General features: G+C 70.0%; 11 protein-coding genes. 3 read left to right on the top strand and 8 right to left on the bottom strand.

Going from position 1 to position 15,763, the window contains the following annotated elements; genetic code table 11:
- Positions 1–6: 6 nt before the first annotated feature.
- From ACFYZB_RS19100 to ACFYZB_RS19090, 3 genes are read right to left on the bottom strand one after another with little or no spacing between them, the layout of a single operon-like run.
- Positions 7–840, bottom strand: a complete 834-nt coding sequence (locus tag ACFYZB_RS19100; RefSeq protein ID WP_388759741.1) for a carbohydrate ABC transporter permease — start codon at positions 838–840, stop codon at positions 7–9.
- On the bottom strand, positions 833–1,735 hold the full coding sequence (locus ACFYZB_RS19095) for a carbohydrate ABC transporter permease (RefSeq protein ID WP_388759739.1): 903 nt from the start codon (positions 1,733–1,735) through the stop codon (positions 833–835). The genes ACFYZB_RS19100 and ACFYZB_RS19095 overlap by 8 nt, the downstream gene beginning before the upstream one ends.
- The gene (locus tag ACFYZB_RS19090; RefSeq protein WP_388759735.1) at positions 1,732–2,988 is read right to left on the bottom strand and encodes an ABC transporter substrate-binding protein; all 1,257 of its coding nucleotides are present in this window, start codon (positions 2,986–2,988) and stop codon (positions 1,732–1,734) included. The genes ACFYZB_RS19095 and ACFYZB_RS19090 overlap by 4 nt, the downstream gene beginning before the upstream one ends.
- Positions 2,989–3,373: 385 nt before the next feature.
- Here ACFYZB_RS19090 and ACFYZB_RS19085 point away from each other — a divergent pair, with 385 nt between their 5' ends.
- Positions 3,374–3,763, top strand: coding sequence for a DUF4232 domain-containing protein (locus ACFYZB_RS19085; RefSeq protein ID WP_388759734.1), 390 nt, complete (start codon positions 3,374–3,376; stop codon positions 3,761–3,763).
- A gap of 61 nt (positions 3,764–3,824) precedes the next feature.
- Here the strand turns inward: ACFYZB_RS19085 and ACFYZB_RS19080 are convergent, their stop codons facing one another.
- From ACFYZB_RS19080 to ACFYZB_RS19060, 5 genes are all read right to left on the bottom strand, one after another.
- Positions 3,825–6,116 (bottom strand): FtsX-like permease family protein, encoded by a 2,292-nt coding sequence (locus ACFYZB_RS19080; protein ID WP_388759731.1) that lies wholly within the window; start codon positions 6,114–6,116, stop codon positions 3,825–3,827.
- On the bottom strand, positions 6,113–6,736 hold the full coding sequence (locus tag ACFYZB_RS19075) for an ABC transporter ATP-binding protein (RefSeq protein ID WP_388759728.1): 624 nt from the start codon (positions 6,734–6,736) through the stop codon (positions 6,113–6,115). Before ACFYZB_RS19075 ends, ACFYZB_RS19080 begins: the two co-directional genes overlap by 4 nt.
- 132 nt (positions 6,737–6,868) lie before the next feature.
- Positions 6,869–7,282, bottom strand: a complete 414-nt coding sequence (locus ACFYZB_RS19070) for a hypothetical protein (RefSeq protein ID WP_388759725.1) — start codon at positions 7,280–7,282, stop codon at positions 6,869–6,871.
- A 316-nt stretch (positions 7,283–7,598) separates the two neighbouring features.
- Positions 7,599–10,319 carry a pyruvate, phosphate dikinase gene (gene ppdK / locus ACFYZB_RS19065; RefSeq protein ID WP_351203167.1) on the bottom strand — a complete coding sequence of 907 codons (2,721 nt, stop codon included), beginning with the start codon at positions 10,317–10,319 and terminating at the stop codon, positions 7,599–7,601.
- 454 nt (positions 10,320–10,773) lie between these two features.
- Entirely contained in the window at positions 10,774–11,994 is a 1,221-nt protein-coding gene (locus tag ACFYZB_RS19060) for an ROK family protein (protein WP_388759721.1), read from the bottom strand.
- A 131-nt stretch (positions 11,995–12,125) separates the two neighbouring features.
- On the opposite strand from ACFYZB_RS19060, the gene ACFYZB_RS19055 reads away from it, so the two are divergent.
- Positions 12,126–13,742, top strand: a complete 1,617-nt coding sequence (locus tag ACFYZB_RS19055) for a hypothetical protein (protein WP_388759718.1) — start codon at positions 12,126–12,128, stop codon at positions 13,740–13,742.
- On the top strand, positions 13,739–15,676 hold the full coding sequence (locus ACFYZB_RS19050; protein WP_388759716.1) for a glycogen debranching N-terminal domain-containing protein: 1,938 nt from the start codon (positions 13,739–13,741) through the stop codon (positions 15,674–15,676). The genes ACFYZB_RS19055 and ACFYZB_RS19050 overlap by 4 nt, the downstream gene beginning before the upstream one ends.
- The last annotated feature ends 87 nt before the right edge of the window (positions 15,677–15,763 follow it).

Here is a 15,763-nt window from a genome sequence, read left to right as displayed (position 1 = left end):
CGGAGGTCAGTCGATCCCCGACCGCTCCACCCCGGCGACGATCCACCGCTGGAAGCACAGGAAAACCACGAGCAGCGGCAGGATCGACACGGCCGCGGCGACGAACAGCTCGTGCAGCCGCACGACCTGCGACGTCGTGAACGACGACAGGGCCACCTGCACCGTCCAGGCGTTCTGGTCCTGCCCGATCACCAACGGCCACAGAAAGGAGTTCCACGCGCCGAGGAACACGATCGTCCCGACCGCCGCGAACACCGGCCGCGCGTTCGGCACCACCACCAGCCAGTACGTCCGCCAGTACCCGAGCCCGTCGACCTGTGCGGCATCCTCCAACTCCCGCGGGAAGCCGAGGAAGTACTGCCGGAACACGAAACAGGCGAACGCGGAGAACAGCGTCGGGACGATCAGCCCCCGGTAGGTGGAGATCCAGCCCAGCGACGACACCAGCACGAAGCTGGGCACGAAGGTGACGGCGGCCGGGACCATGAGCGTGCCGAGGATGCCGTAGAAGACCTTGTTCGCGTGCCGGTAGGGAATGCGGGCGAGGCCGTAGCCCGCGAGGGACGCCAGGAGCAGGGTGCCCAGCGTGGTCGCGACGGCGATCAGCGCGGAGTTCAGCAGCGAGCGGGCGAACGGCACGGAGGGATCGTCGAACAGTTCGCGGACGTTTCCCCACCTCACCTCGCCCGGAAAGAAGGTCCATCCGGGCGAGGTGATGTCCTGCTCGCTCGACAGCCCGTTGCGCACCAGCAGATAGAAGGGGATCAAGAAGACCAGCGCGAGCGCGATCAGCAGCACCAGCCGGAGCGCCCGCCCGGCCCGTACCAGGGCGTCATCCATCGGCGTCCGTCCTTCCCAGCCGCAGCCACCGCGCCTGCCCCATCGTGACGACCGCGATGATCAGCGCGAGGATCACCGCGCCCGCACTGCCGAGCCCGAGGTTCTGCCCCTGCCCGAGGGCGGTGTAGTAGAGGTAGACCAGCGGCGGCCGGGCGTACGGCGGGTAACCCCTGGCATCGGACAGCAGGTTGTAGAACTCGTCGAAGGCCTGGAAGGCGTTGATGACGAGCAGCAGCACCACCGCGACCGAGGTGGCCCGCAACTGGGGCAGGGTGATGTGCCGCAGCACCGTCCAGCCCGGCCGGGCCCCGTCCACGGCGGCCGCCTCGTACAGCACCGGGTCGATCCGCTGCAGCCCGGCCAGGAACAGGATCATGTAGAAACCGGCCTGCAGCCACAGCCGTACGGTCACGATGACCAGCCAGTACCAGGGCGGATCGGTGCCGGCCAGCCAGGCGACGGGATCCTGGCCGACCCATCCGAGGACGGTGTTGGCGAGCCCGAACCGCACCCCGTTGAAGATCGACATCTTCCACACCAGCGCGGCGACGACGTAACTGCACGCGGCCGGAAGGAAGAAGACCGACCGGAAGAAGGCGCGTGCGCGTTCGAGACGGTTCACCATCAGGGCGAGCGAGAGGGAGAGGACATAGGTCACCGGCACGATGAAGGCGGTGAAGAGAAGAAAGGTCCTCAGGCTGTCGACGAACGCGCCGTCCCCCAGCATCGCCGTGTAGTTGTCCAGCCCGACGAAGTGCGTGGGCGTGACGGTGTTGTGCGCGTCGAAGAAGCTCAGGCCCACGCTCCACAGCAGCGGAACATAGGTGAACAGCGCGAGCCCGAACGCGAACGGCCCCACGAACACCCAGAACCAGAGGGTCCTGCGGCGCCTCACGAGACCTTCTTCACCCGAGCGAGTTCCGCACGCACCTTCCGTACGACGGCCCGCAGTTCGCCCTCCGGACCCGCCCCGCTCGTGATGATCCGGCTGAGCGCGTCCTGGTAGGCGGTCTGGGCGGCCGGCGTCCACAGCAGGGGCTGGGCGTAGCCGTGGTCGGTGGTGAAGCGCACGGCGTCGGCGGCGGCGCCGGACCGCAGCGCGGTGGCCTTCCTGGCGAGGGAGATCCGCGCCGGGATGTGAAAGCCGTACGACAACGCGAAGTCCTCCTGGTAGTCGGTGCGTTCGACCCACAGCCAGCGCACGAACTCCTTCGCGGCCTCCTTGTACCTGCTGCGCGCGCTCACGGCGGCGCCGTACGCCCCGACGGGCACGGAGGGCTTCCCCTGACCGCCGTCCTTCGGGAACGGCAGGACACCGAAGTCGTCCCCCAGCTCCTTCTTGATCTGCGGCAGCGCCCAGAGCCCGGACCACTGCATCGCGGTCAGCCCCTGGATGAAGGCGGACGGGTCGGACCAGTCGGCGGGCGCGCCGAGGAGGAGGGACTTGTCGGCGTAGAGCCGGTGCAGCTTGCCGAGGGTGCGGGCGGCGCCGGGATCGTCGAAGCCGACCTTGCCGTCCTCGGTGACGAGCTGCAGCCCGGCGGCGTACAGGGGCGTGCCGCCGAGCACACCGGCTCCCCCGTCGTTCCCCAGGAACAGGCCCTTGACCTTGCTGCTGGTGAGCCTCTTCGCCGCGTCCACGAGGGCGTCCAGCGTGTCCGGCGGCTGAACCCCGGCGTCCCGCAGCAGGCTCCTGCGGTAGTAGAGCATCTGCATGTCGATGACCTGCGGAATGCCCCAGACCCGGCCGTCGTACGTCTTGGGTGCGAGCACGGCCGGATTGAAGTCGCCCCGGACGCCCTCGAGCACATCCGTGAGATCGACGACCTGCCCGCCCTGGATCTGGTCCAGCGTCGGCCCGTTGACCTCGAAGACGTCCGGCCCGGAGTCGGTGAGCAGGGCGGCCGCGGTCTGCTGGTCGTAGTTCCCCGGCCGCCACTGCACCCTGACGCGCGCCTTGCGGTAGGCGCCCGCATAGCGCTCCACGGCCTGCTCGGTACCGGCCTCACCGTACTGGTGGTACCACTGCGACAGCTCCGCCCCCTTGCCGTCCCCGCGCCCGGTGTTGGATCCGCAGCCGGCGAGTAACCCGGCCCCTGCCACCGCCCCGGCCCCCGCGGCCAGCAGTCCCCTACGGCTCATCGTCATCGTCGGCGCCCCCTGACGTCGGTCGTCTTCGTCATCGATGCACGGCCCAACGATCAACCATGCGCGTCGATTACGAAAGAGGCGTTGCGGCCGTGTGTCCGGCTGTGGATCAGGCCGTGGATCAGGGGATGCGCCAAGAAATACGCACAACTTTTCCGCCCCGGGCTGCATCCAACACAGTGACCTTCATCCACCTATTCGCCCCGATGGAGGCGGATGTGCCATGTTCAAGTACCCGTGTCCTCCGAGATTCCTGCGGGCACTCACCGGTCGCGGCCCGGCCGCCGTACTGACCGCCACGCTCCTCGGCCTCACGACCGCGGGAGCCGCGTGGAGCGCGACCCCGGCAACGGCACGGGCGTCGGCCACTGTCCGGACCTGCGGCGTGAGCGACCTGTACCTCTCCATGGGCCGCAAGGAAGGCGCGGCGGGTTCGCTGTACTGGTCGATCCGCTTCACCAACACCAGCACGACCGGCTGTGCCCTGCGCGGCTACCCGGGCGTCAGCGTCCTGGACACCGCCCACCACCAGATAGGCCCGGCCGCCACCCGCAGCGGCCGGTCCTACGGCACGGTCGTACTCGCCCCCGCCCATACGGCGTCGGCGGTCGTCCGCACCACCAACGGCCCGGTGGGCGGCCCCTGCCTCGGCACCGGCACCTACCTGCGGATCTACCCGCCGGCTTCCCGCACCGCGACCCTGGTCCCGGCGCCGTGGACGATCTGCTCGGGCCTCTTCCAGGTCGGGCCGGTGAACGTGCAGGGCGCCTTCTGAAGGTGACCAGCACATCGGGGCGGCACCCCACCGGGTACCGCCCCACCAACGCCGTGTCCTCTCAGTCCCGCCGAATCAGCTCCGGGTCGATCCGCCGCCCGACGAGGGGAAGCGATCCGAGGGCGGCAACGGCTACCGCCCCGACCGCACAGGCGAGCAGCAACGGCACACCCTTCCCGTCCCAGAAGATCGCACCGCCCCCCGTGACGAGGTAGCTCGACTCGGCGGCCTTGCCGGTGACGACGGCCAACACCAGCCCCACGGCCAACGGCACCACGACCTGCGCAACCTGCGCGGCCCGCAGGGTGCGGGGCCGCGCACCGAGCAAGGCCAAAGCCGTGACCTGCGACTTCCGCTCCATGGCCCGGTCCGTGGCCGCGACCAGATAGGCGGCCACACCGATGATCAGGCCGAGCACCATGCCGATGGCAAGCAGCGTCTTGACGACGGCGATCTGCTGGAGGGCGGTGACGTTGATGCCGTAGGGATCCACGGCGATCGTGGGATCGACGCCGCCGATTCCGTCCAGCACGTTTCGGACGGTTGCGGGGTCAGAACTACTGAGCAGGACGAGAGAGGCATTCTCGGGCCGATAGCCCTTGGGGAGGACCGACGGCGGAATGAGAACCTCGGCATCGAGCGCTGAGATGCCGTCCCAGTCGCGGTACCGAAGGGTCTTTTCCGGAACCCTCAGGTGCATGAAACGGCCATGTCCCGCCCCCCTCAGGTGGAAGGCAAAGGCGTTCCCCGGTTTGCTGTCCCCGCCGACGTCTTGGGCTCGGTCCAGGAGCCGAACGGGACCGTCGTCCACGCATCCGTCGACAATCGGCACCAACTCGCGCAATTGGCCACACGTGGCGATCACCGCGTCAATGGTGGGCTCGAATGCGTCGGTATGGGGATCCATCCATGAACGCATTTGGACAGCGTGCCCCCGGATTCCCGCAATGTGCTCCAAAACGTGCTGCTGTTCGGCCGTCACATCATCGAGTCCGATGCTGTAGCCCTGCACAGGTGATTCATGCTTGGACACCTGGTCGAGTTCAATCAGAACGCCTTGGACGAGCGAAGCCGCGTACACCAACAGGACAAGGCCCGTCGCCACGCGCAGGGCACCGCCCGGTTCCGCCTCATTGCGACGCATGGCGAGGCCCAGGAACAGCGGGCCGCTCCAGCGAGCCACCCTGCGGGCGATGGCTCGTGAGAGAAGTGGAAGCGCTAGTACGAGACCGACGCCGACGAAGACGACGGCGAGTGGCATGAGGACAGCGGAGAGTCGAGTGTCCCTCGGTGCATGGCCCGTCGCGCCCACCACGCAGTACCCGGCGACGACGCCCAGTCCCGGGACCAAGGGGAGCAACCCCCATTTCGCGGGTGGTTTCTGAGCGGCACTGCGACGCACGGCCAGCGGGTTGGCAGCCGCCCTCCGAGCACTCACCCGGCCCACGAACCATGCGAGAGCAGGGCAGCCGACCAGGCAGATGAGGATCGTCGAGAAGCTGAGAGCGCCGTCACTCGGATACCACTTGAAGCCGGGGAGGCCTGCGCGGCTGATCAGTTGGTTGACCAAGGCGTAGATGCCCAGGCCGAGTACGGCACCGAGCGCGGCGGCGGCCACCGTTTCGGCCGCATTGACCCGTTGAACAGCCTTCGTACTCAAGCCCAGAAGTCGCAGCGCAGCCAACCGCCGTACTCGGACGGCCGCGGAGAGCCTGGCACAGACAGAGAGGAAGACGGCCAGCGGCAACAGTACGACACCAGCGAGGGTGAACCGCACGATGTCGAGCGTCGAGTTCTCCACTGTGGGGCTCGGCGGGTAGGGCATCCCGAAGAACGTTACGACGTCGGCGTTTTTGAGTGTGGCCGGGAGGACGCCGACGTACGCGTACAGCTCGTCGGGGTGTGCGAGACCCTGGGCGCCGATGAGTCCTCGCTCCCGTCCGGGGAGAAGTTTGGCCAGCCCTGGTTCCGCATGGAGCACCTCATGCAGCCGCGGAGACAGGATGATCTCACCCGGGCGCGGGAGTTCCACCAGCCCCGGTGGCGGTTCGATGTGTTTTGTACCAGGTGTGATGAAAACGCGAGTCATGGGCCGGGAGCCGAGCGGGTCCGTCCTGGTCAGTTCCCGTGGAGCCCCCTTGGTGCCGATGCAGTGCCCCTGCGAGTCCCTGGCGCAGGACGGCTGGCGCGCGGCCATTCGGGAGTCCTGGGCTGCCAGGATCCCCGGGATGGTCAGGACCACGGCGAGGCAGCTCACACCGATCGCAGTGCCCAAGGCCATGAGGAGGAACCTCACTCGACTCCCTCGCCCGCTGCCCAGGAGCAGGCGCAGCCCCAGGAGAAGCTCCCTCACGTCGCCTCCCGGGCCTGGGCGGCCAGAACTCCGTCGCGCATCATGTAATGACTGTCCGCGCGGGCTGCCACCTGCTCGTCGTGCGTGACGAGCACCACGGCTGTCCCCTGAGACCTGGCCAGGCTCAAGAACTCCTCTAGTACTGCCGTGGCGTTGGCACTGTCGAGGGAGCCTGTGGGCTCGTCGGCGAACACAACGGCCGGCTGATGGACCAGCGCGCGTGCGACGGCGACGCGCTGGCTCTGACCGCCCGACACTTGGGAGGGCCGACGTTGCCGCAGATCCGCGAGGCCGAGGCGGCCGAGCACCTCGCCCGCGGCAGCGAGCGCAGGGGCCTTACGCTGACCGGCCAGGCGAAGAGGCAGGGCGGTGTTCTCCTCGATGGTCAGTTCCGGCAGCAGTTCACCGTACTGGAAGACGAATCCAAATCGCTCGCGGCGGACGGTGCTGAGTTCCTCGTCGCTCAGCTCAGCGAAAGCGCGCCCTTCGAAGCGGACCTCGCCTCGGGCGACGGGCAGCACTCCGGCCAGGCAGTACAGCAGCGACGACTTACCCGAGCCGCTCTGCCCGGTGATCGCCGCAACTTCGCCGCGGCACAGAGCGAGCTCCGCGTTTCGCACCGCCGGGGTATCACCGTAGAAGAGGTCGACACCCGCGGCTGACAGGACTTCTGACGTATTGATGGTGTCCCCCTAGGGAGAGCGCGAGCCCGGATACAGGGATCCGGGCCCGCCCTGGTTGTCGGGTGAGTCCTAGCGGTTGGCGAAGTGTTGCGCGGGAGAGCAGTTGTCCGGGCGGAGGCTTCCCCGGTCACGGCACGCACGCATATAGGCGTTGATGGTGTAGCGCTGAGCACCGTCCCAGTTGGAGTGGTGCATCCACACCGACTGCTTCTGCTTGCCGTTGTACCGGGCCCAGTCGTGGCCCTCGACGCGGACCTGCAAGTAGACGTTGTGGCCATCGCTCGGGTCGAAGTCGGAGAGCCGCCCCTGCCACTCGAAAGCCCCGTGATTGGTCTCCGCCGGATTGAACTTGTATTGCCCCTCCGTCAACCTGACACCCTCCGACTTGAGCTTCGGGATCGGCGAGCCCCACGCCGCAGCCGCCGTCCCCCCAGCCGTAAGGATCAGACCGGCCGCCGCCAAGCCGGTCAAGGCCTTCTTCATCCTCATACCTCCGTCATCACCGGCAGCTCCGACAGCCACCGCGCGATCACGGACTGTAACGCTATGAAAACGCAAAGAAACGATCTGCCCTCCCCATCACCACCACATCAGGTGATCGACAACCAGACAGCGGCCGAAAGCCGCCGCTCCCCCACGCGGAAGGCACGACACTGACGTGCGAACCCGTGCCGGAAACGCCGGAGAGGCGGCACCCCCGCACAGGGTGTCGCCTCTCCTCTTCGTGCGCCGGAGCCGTCGCCGATCGGTGAGGGTCGGGGACCGGCGGCGGCTCCGGGGTTGAAGGGGCCCGGAGGGCCTAGCGGTGGTCGCTGCCCTCCGACTGGGTTGCCGCGCGGCCTGCCTCCAGGCGGGCCACCGGGATGCGGAAGGGGGAGCAGGAGACGTAGTCCAGGCCGACCTCGTGGAAGAAGTGGACGGACTCGGGGTCACCGCCGTGCTCGCCGCAGACGCCGAGCTTGAGGTCGGGGCGGGTACGCCGGCCCGCCTCCGCCGCCGACTTCACCAGGGAGCCGACGCCGTCCTTGTCGATCGTCTCGAAGGGGCTGACGCCGAAGATGCCCTTTTCCAGGTATGCGGTGAAGAAGCTCGCTTCGACGTCGTCGCGGCTGAAGCCCCAGACCGTCTGCGTCAGGTCGTTCGTGCCGAAGGAGAAGAACTCGGCCGCCTCCGCGATCTGGCCCGCCGTCAGGGCGGCTCGCGGGAGTTCGATCATCGTGCCGATCGCCAGCTTGAGCGCCGTACCGGTCGCGGCCTCGACCTCCGCGATGACCTTGTCGGCCTCCTCGCGGACGATCTCCAGCTCCTGGACCGTGCCGACGAGCGGGATCATGATCTCCGCGCGCGGGTCGCCCTTCGCCGACTTGCGGGACGCGGCCGCCTCGGCGATCGCGCGGACCTGCATCGTGAAGAGGCCGGGGATGACCAGGCCCAGGCGCACGCCGCGCAGGCCCAGCATCGGGTTCTGCTCGTGCAGGCGGTGCACCGCCTGGAGGAGGCGGAGCTCGTTCTCGTGCGGCTCCTGGCGGGACTCGGCCAGGGCCACGCGGACCGACAGCTCGGTGATGTCGGGGAGGAACTCGTGCAGCGGGGGGTCCAGGAGACGGATCGTCACCGGAAGGCCGTCCATCGCCTCGAAGAGCTCTACGAAGTCCTTCTTCTGGAGGGGGAGGAGCTCCGCCAGGGCGGCCTCGCGCTCACTCTCGGTGTCCGCCAGGATCAGCTTCTCGACCATCTCGCGGCGCTCGCCGAGGAACATGTGCTCCGTACGGCAGAGACCGATGCCCTGGGCGCCGAAGCGACGGGCGCGCAGCGCGTCCTCCGCGTTGTCGGCGTTGGCGCGCACCCGCAGGCGGCGCTTGCGGTCGGCGAAGGCCATCATGCGGTGGACCGCCTCGACCAGCTCGTCCGCGTCGTCGGCGCCCGGGTGCATCCGGCCCTCGAAGTACTCCACCACGGGGGACGGGACCACCGGGACCTCGCCCAGGTAGACCTTGCCCGACGAGCCGTCGATCGAGATCACGTCGCCTTCCTCGACGACCTGACCGCCAGGCACCGTCATCCTGCGGCGCTTGGTGTCGACCTCCAGCTCCTCCGCGCCGCAGACACAGGTCTTGCCCATGCCGCGGGCGACCACGGCCGCGTGGGACGTCTTGCCGCCGCGCGAGGTCAGGATGCCCTCGGCCGCGATCATGCCGTCCAGGTCGTCGGGGTTCGTCTCACGGCGGACCAGGATGACCTTCTCGCCCGAGCGGGACCACTTGACGGCCGTGTAGGAGTCGAAGACCGCCCTGCCCACCGCGGCGCCGGGGGATGCGGCGATGCCGCGCGCGACCTTCTCGACCTTCGCGTCCTCGTCGAAGCGCGGGAACATCAGCTGGGCCAGCTGGGCGCCGGTGACGCGCTGGAGCGCCTCCGTCTCGTCGATCAGGCCCTGGTCGACCAGCTGGGTCGCGATGCGGAAGGCGGCGCCCGCGGTGCGCTTGCCCACGCGGGTCTGGAGCATCCACAGCTGACCGCGCTCGATCGTGAACTCGATGTCGCACAGGTCCTTGTAGTGGTTCTCCAGCGTCTCCATGATCTGCATGAGCTGGTCGTACGACTTCTTGTCGATCGACTCCAGCTCCGCCAGCGGGACGGTGTTGCGGATGCCCGCCACCACGTCCTCGCCCTGGGCGTTCTGCAGGTAGTCGCCGTAGACGCCCTGGTGGCCGGAGGCGGGGTCACGGGTGAAGGCGACGCCCGTGCCGGAGTCGGGGCCGAGGTTGCCGAAGACCATCGAACAGACGTTGACGGCCGTACCGAGGTCGTGCGGGATGCGCTCCTGGCGGCGGTACAGCTTGGCCCGGTCGCCGTTCCACGAGTCGAAGACCGCCTTGATGGCGAGGTCCATCTGCTCGCGCGGGTCCTGCGGGAAGTCCCGGCCGGCCTCCTTCTTGACGATCTTCTTGAAGGTGGTGACCAGCTTCTTCAGGTCGGCGGCCTCCAGGTCGGTGTCGACCGTGACCTTCTTGGCCTCCTTGGCCGCCTCGAGGGCCTCCTCGAAGAGGTCGCCGTCGACGCCGAGGACGGTCTTGCCGAACATCTGGATCAGGCGGCGGTAGGAGTCCCAGGCGAACCGGTCGTCGCCGGCCTGCTTGGCCAGGCCCTGCACCGACTTGTCGGAGAGGCCGATGTTGAGGACCGTGTCCATCATGCCGGGCATGGAGAACTTGGCGCCGGAGCGGACGGACACGAGGAGAGGGTTGTCGGGCTGGCCGAGCTTCTTGCCCATGCGGGACTCGAGGGCGTCGAGGTGCGCACTCACCTCGTCACGCAGTGCCGCCGGCTCCTCGCCGCTCTCCAGGTAGACCTTGCAGGCCTCGGTGGTGATCGTGAAGCCGGGAGGGACCGGCAGACCGAGGTTGGTCATCTCGGCGAGGTTGGCGCCCTTGCCGCCGAGGAGGTCCTTGAGGTCCTTGTTGCCCTCGGTGAAGTCGTAAACGAACTTCACTACGTGGGGTTCTTTGTTTTCCGACACGGGTCTCGACTCCTTGAGGCCACGGTGGCTGCCCTGACGGCGAGGAACATACCCAGATCGAAGGCGCATGGGTACGTCCACTTGTGCGTCATGAGCCCGTAACCAGTCGTCCGCCAGCGGATCGAAAGTCAAGGCTTGGCAAGCCAGCGCCACCAGATGTATTCACTTCTTGAACGCAAGAACCTTCAAAGCCCGGGGTTTTTGCTCAGATGAGCGGCCATCCCGCACGTCTGATTTCGATCGATGAACGATCAAGGGGTGGCACCCAGTGCCACCCCTTGGAGAAGTGCAGTCGCCCATGATCCGCTCATCTGAGCGCAACCCTTATCAAGGGTGGCGAGAATCACGCTGCCACAGCCCGCCGGATTTCACCATGCGGACCGCTTCCCGGTACCCGGAAACACCCACGTCACACGCCCGGAACGGCCCCGTCGGACCCCTGTCACCGGCCCGGTCAGACGCCCAGCGCCCGCAGCCGCTCCTCGGCCCGCTCCGGCGCGTAGAGGTGTTCCACGACCAGCGCCCCCGCTCCTATGAGCGCGGCCCGCTCCCCCAACCGGGAGGTCACGACGTCGAGGTGGGCCGTGGAGCGCGGCAGCGCCCGCTGGTAGAGGAGTTCCCGGACGCCGGTGAGGAAGGGGGTTCCGGCCAGATCGCCCGCGATCATCAGCACCCCGGGGTTCAACAGGGTCACCACCGTCGCCAGCACGTCACCGACCCGCCGCCCGGCCTCCCGGGCCAGCGCCGCCGCCTGCGGATGCCCGGCGGCCAGCAGATCCCGTACGTCCGCGCCGGAGGCGGCCGGCACCCCGCTCTCCGCCAGCCGCCGGGCCACGGCGCCCCCGCTCGCGACGGCGGCGAGACAGCCGTGCGAACCACAGCGGCACAGCGCGTCCGCACCGACCCGGATGTGCCCGATGTCGCCGGCGCCGCCGTCGATGCCCCGGTAGACCGAGCCGTCCACGACCACCCCGGCGCCGATGCCCGTGGACACCTTGACCAGCACGAAGGCCGCGCAGTCGGGGTGTCCGGCGCGCTGTTCGCCGTACGCCATCAGGTTCGCGTCGTTGTCGACCAGGACGGGGACGGCCGGGGCGCCCGTGTGCTCGGTGAAGGCGCGGGAGAGGCGGCCGGTTATGTCGTAGCCGTCCCAGCCCGGCATCATCGGCGGCTGCACCACGCGTCCGGTCCCGGTGTCCACCGGGCCGGGCACGGCGAGCCCGATGCCGCAGACCTCCGCCGCCGGACGCCCGGCCTTCACCAGCAACTCGCCGAGCCAGCGCCCCAGTTCGGACAGTACGGCCTCCGGGCCGTCCCCGATCACCAGGGTCCCCGAGTGCTCGGCGAGGATCTCGCCGGTCAGCGTCAGGACGGCCGCGCGGGCATGCCGGGTGTCGAGGTCGGCGGCGAGGACGACGGCGTGGGAGTCGTCGAACTCCAGGGTGATGGAGGGGCGGCCGCCGAGCGGTGAGCCGACCGGGCCGCCGGCGCCCTCGCGCAGCCAGCCGGCCCGGAAGAGGCGGTCCAGGCGCTGGCCGACGGTCGCCCGGGACAGTCCGGTCGCCTGCTGCAGCGCACCACGCGTCACCGCCCGCCCGCTGCGGACCAGTTCGAGGAGCTCTCCGGCACCGGCCGGACCGCCGGCCCTCCCGACTCTTGCCGGATGTTCGGTCATGCGCACCCCCTTGTGTTCCTCAAGCCTGCATTACATATTGGGTTTTGCGTGTTAAATAGACGTAACTCTACGACGGTTACCACCAAACCCGGTCGGCCCGGCCGGGCGTCTTCGTCTTCGGGGAGTCCCGAGTGGATCGCAGCAGCACGCAGCTCACCGTCCGTCCCGCGGAGTCCGCGAAGCCCTCGCCGTACGAGACCGCGGGTGATCCGCCGGTCTCCGGCACGTCCCTGCACCTCCGGGCGGCCCAGGTGCTCGACGCGAACTGGACGGGCGGCTCGACGGTCCCCTCCCGGAGCCTGTATCCGCACCAGTGGTCCTGGGACTCGGCGTTCATCGCGATCGGCCTCAGGCACGTCTCGCCGCTGCGGGCCCAGACCGAGCTGGAGACGCTGCTGGCCGCCCAGTGGGCCGACGGGCGCGTCCCGCACATCGTCTTCAACCCCTCCGTGCCCCTCGACGCCTACTTCCCCAGCCCCGACTTCTGGCGCTCCTCCACCGCCGGTCGCAGGGCGGGCGCCCCGCGCACGGTACAGACGTCGGGGATCGTGCAGCCACCGGTACACGCGCTCGCGGCCTGGCTGGTGCACCTCGCCGACCCGGGGCTGTCGCACGCCCGCGGCTTCCTGGCCCGGGTGTACCCGCGGCTGGCCGCCTGGCACCGCTATCTGCTGCACCGCCGGGACCTGGGCGGCGCGGGGCTGGTGTCCGTGGTCCACCCCTGGGAGCAGGGGATGGACAACAGCCCCTGCTGGGACGCCCCGCTGGCCCGGATCAACCCGGCCCCGGCCCGCTCCTTCCGCCGCGCCGACCTCGCCCACGGGGCGCCGGAGGACCGGCCGACGGATCTGGACTACGGACGGTACGTGCGGCTGGCCGCCGACTACCGGGACGCGGGCTATGCCGACGGCGGCGGGGAGTTCGCCGTGGAGGACCCGGCGTTCAACGCCCTGCTCATCGCCTCCGAACACGCGCTGGCCCGGATCGCCCAGGAACTGGGCGCGGCCGGCACCGCACGGCACACCCGCGCCGAACGGCTGACCCAGGTGCTGGTGGAGCGGCTGTGGGACCCGTCGTACGGGATGTTCCTGTGCCGGGACCTGCGGGACGCTGCGCCGGGCGGGAGGCAGATCCACGAGCGGGCTGCGTCCGGCCCGGACCGCGAGCGGGGCAGCTCCGGTCCGGTCCCGGAGCGCAGCACCGCCGGCCCGACACCCGCACAGGCCGGCCCCGGTCTCATCCCCGAGCGCGGTGTTTCCGGACTCGTTCCGCTCATCCTCCCCGAGTTGCCCCGCGAGATCGCCGCCGCGCTCGTGCGGACGCTGAGCGGGCCGCACTTCGGGCTCGGCGGGCGCACCCGGCTCGTGCCCAGCTACGACCTCCTCGGCGAGGCCTTCGACCCGCACCGGTACTGGCGCGGCCCGGCCTGGTTCAACACGAGCTGGCTGCTGGAGCGGGGCCTGCGGGCGCACGGCGAGCGGGAGCGGGCCGACGCGCTGCGCGCGGCCGTGCTGCAGCTCGCCGAAGCCACCGGTTTCGCGGAGTACGTCGACCCGTACACCGGCGAGGCCTGCGGCGCGACCGGCTTCGGCTGGACCGCCGCGCTCGCCCTCGACCTGCACCACGAGCTGCACCAAGGCCTGCACAAAGGCCTGCACAAAGAGCTTTCCAAGCCCCCCGGGCACACCGTGTCCCGCACGGGCGGCGGCACGTTCGACAGGAGTGACGAAGGAGGGCACCGGCGATGACGGACCGGCATCATCTGCTCGTGCACGGGGCGACGTTCGCCGCCGTGGGCGACCGGGGCGACATCAGCGGGGTCCGGGGCAGCGGCTCCCCGGACGGGTTGTTCGTACGGGACGCCCGGCACCTCAGCCGCTGGCAGCTCACCGTCGACGGCGCGGTGCCCGAGGTGCTCACCCCGGTCACGGACGGCGACGCGGCCTGCTGTGTGCTGGTCCCGCGCGGCGGCCGGCAGGAGCCTCCGGCCCACACCCTCTTCCGCCAACAGGCCGTCGGCGACAGCTCGTTCGCCGAATCGCTCCGGGTGACCAGCAACCGCCCGGTGCCGACCACGGTCCGGCTCGCCATCACCGCCGACGCCGACTTCACCGACCAGTTCGAACTCCGCTGCGACCACCGCACCTACGCCAAGCCCGGCGCCGTACGCTCCCGTGAAGTCCTCGACGACGGCATCGAGTTCACCTACCGGCGCGCCGAATGGCAGTCCCGTACGACCATCACCGCCGACCCGCCGCCCGATGCCGTGGAGGAGACCGGCACGGGTGCCCGCCGCCTGGTGTGGACCCTCGACCTGGCGCCGCACGGCACGACCGAGCTGGTGCTCCGGGTGATGGCCCGGCCGCACGGCGAGAAGCGCGCCCTGCGCGTGCCGCGCGACCCGGCGGCCGTGCACGAACAACTCCGCGCACGCGAAGGGGAGTTCGCGGAAGGTGTGGCCTTCCCGACCGGCTGGCCGGAACTGGCGGCGGCCTGTGAGCGGGGCCTGGCCGACCTGGCCGTGCTCCAGGTGCCGGCGCGCGGGCCCGACGGCGAGGCACTGCGCGTCCCGGCCGGCGGCGCCCCCTGGTTCCTCGCCCTCCTCGCCCGGGACGCCCTGCTCACGTCCCTGTTCGCGCTGCCCTACCGCCCGGAACTGGCCGCCGCCACGCTCCCCGCGCTCGCCGCGACCCAGGCGACCGGCAGCAGCCCGTCCCCGCTGGCCCAGCCCGGCAAGATCGTGCACGAGGTACGCCACGGCGAGCTGGCGCACTTCGGGCAGGTGCCGTTCCGGCGGTACTACGGCTCGGTCGACGCGACCCCGCTGTTCCTCATCCTGCTCGGCGCGTACGTCGAGCAGACCGGGGACACCGGCCCGGCGGCGCGCCTGGAGCCGCACGCGCGTGCCGCCGTCGGCTGGATGCTGGACCACGGCGGCCTGACCACGCGCGGCTACCTCGTCTACCGCGCCGACGAGGGCGGCCTCGCCAACCAGAACTGGAAGGACTCCCCCGGCGCGATCTGCTGCGCCGACGGCACCCGGCCCACCGGCGCGGTGATGGCGGCGGGTGCGCAGGGGTACGCGTACGACGCGCTGCGCCGCACGGCGTGGCTGGCGCGGACGGTGTGGGGCGACGAGACGTACGGCGCGCTGCTGGAGCAGGCCGCCGCCGATCTCCGGGACCGGTTCCAGCGGGACTTCTGGATGCCGGAGCACTCCTTCCCGGCGCTCGCGCTGGACGGCGAGGGCCGCCGGATCGACGCGCTGGCCTCCGACGCCGGGCATCTGCTGTGGTCGGGACTGCTGGACAAGGAGTACGGCGAGGTGGTGGGCCGGCGGCTGCTGGAGCCGGACTTCTTCTCCGGGTGGGGCGTGCGGACGCTGGCCGCGGGGCAGGCGGCGTACCATCCGCTCTCCTATCACCGGGGTTCCGTGTGGCCGCACGACAACGCGCTGATCACGTTGGGTCTTGCGCGGTACGGGCTGCATGACGAGGCCCGTGCGGTGGCGCGTTCGCTGGTCGACGCGGCGACGGTGGCGGGGTGCCGGCTGCCGGAGGTCCTCGCCGGGTACGGGAGGGACACGCATCCGGAGCCGGTTCCCTGTCCGCATGCGTGTGTGCGGGAGGCTCGGTCGGCTGCGGCGCCGCTCGCTCTGCTGACGGCGGTGGGCGGGGCTTAGGTGCTGTATTTGCCCGGTGTTTGCTCAGTGCCCTGAACCGCTGCCTGCGCGGGACCGTACTCGACTGCGATACGGGTCTCGCACGGA

The sequence above is a fragment of the Streptomyces sp. NPDC001852 genome, assembly GCF_042891825.1.
Lineage (GTDB): Bacteria > Actinomycetota > Actinomycetes > Streptomycetales > Streptomycetaceae > Streptomyces.
This window is presented reverse-complemented; position numbering and strand designations above follow the sequence as displayed.

What these genes read in the sequence shown, in the direction of transcription:
- ACFYZB_RS19100 (WP_388759741.1), bottom strand. Translation starts at nt 840, where the DNA reads ATGGATGACGCCCTGGTACGGGCCGGGCGGGCGCTCCGGCTGGTGCTG.
- ACFYZB_RS19090 (WP_388759735.1), bottom strand. Translation starts at nt 2,988, where the DNA reads ATGACGATGAGCCGTAGGGGACTGCTGGCCGCGGGGGCCGGGGCGGTG.
- ACFYZB_RS19070 (WP_388759725.1), bottom strand. Translation starts at nt 7,282, where the DNA reads ATGAAGAAGGCCTTGACCGGCTTGGCGGCGGCCGGTCTGATCCTTACG.
- ACFYZB_RS19060 (WP_388759721.1), bottom strand. Translation starts at nt 11,994, where the DNA reads ATGACCGAACATCCGGCAAGAGTCGGGAGGGCCGGCGGTCCGGCCGGT.
- ACFYZB_RS19050 (WP_388759716.1), top strand. Translation starts at nt 13,739, where the DNA reads ATGACGGACCGGCATCATCTGCTCGTGCACGGGGCGACGTTCGCCGCC.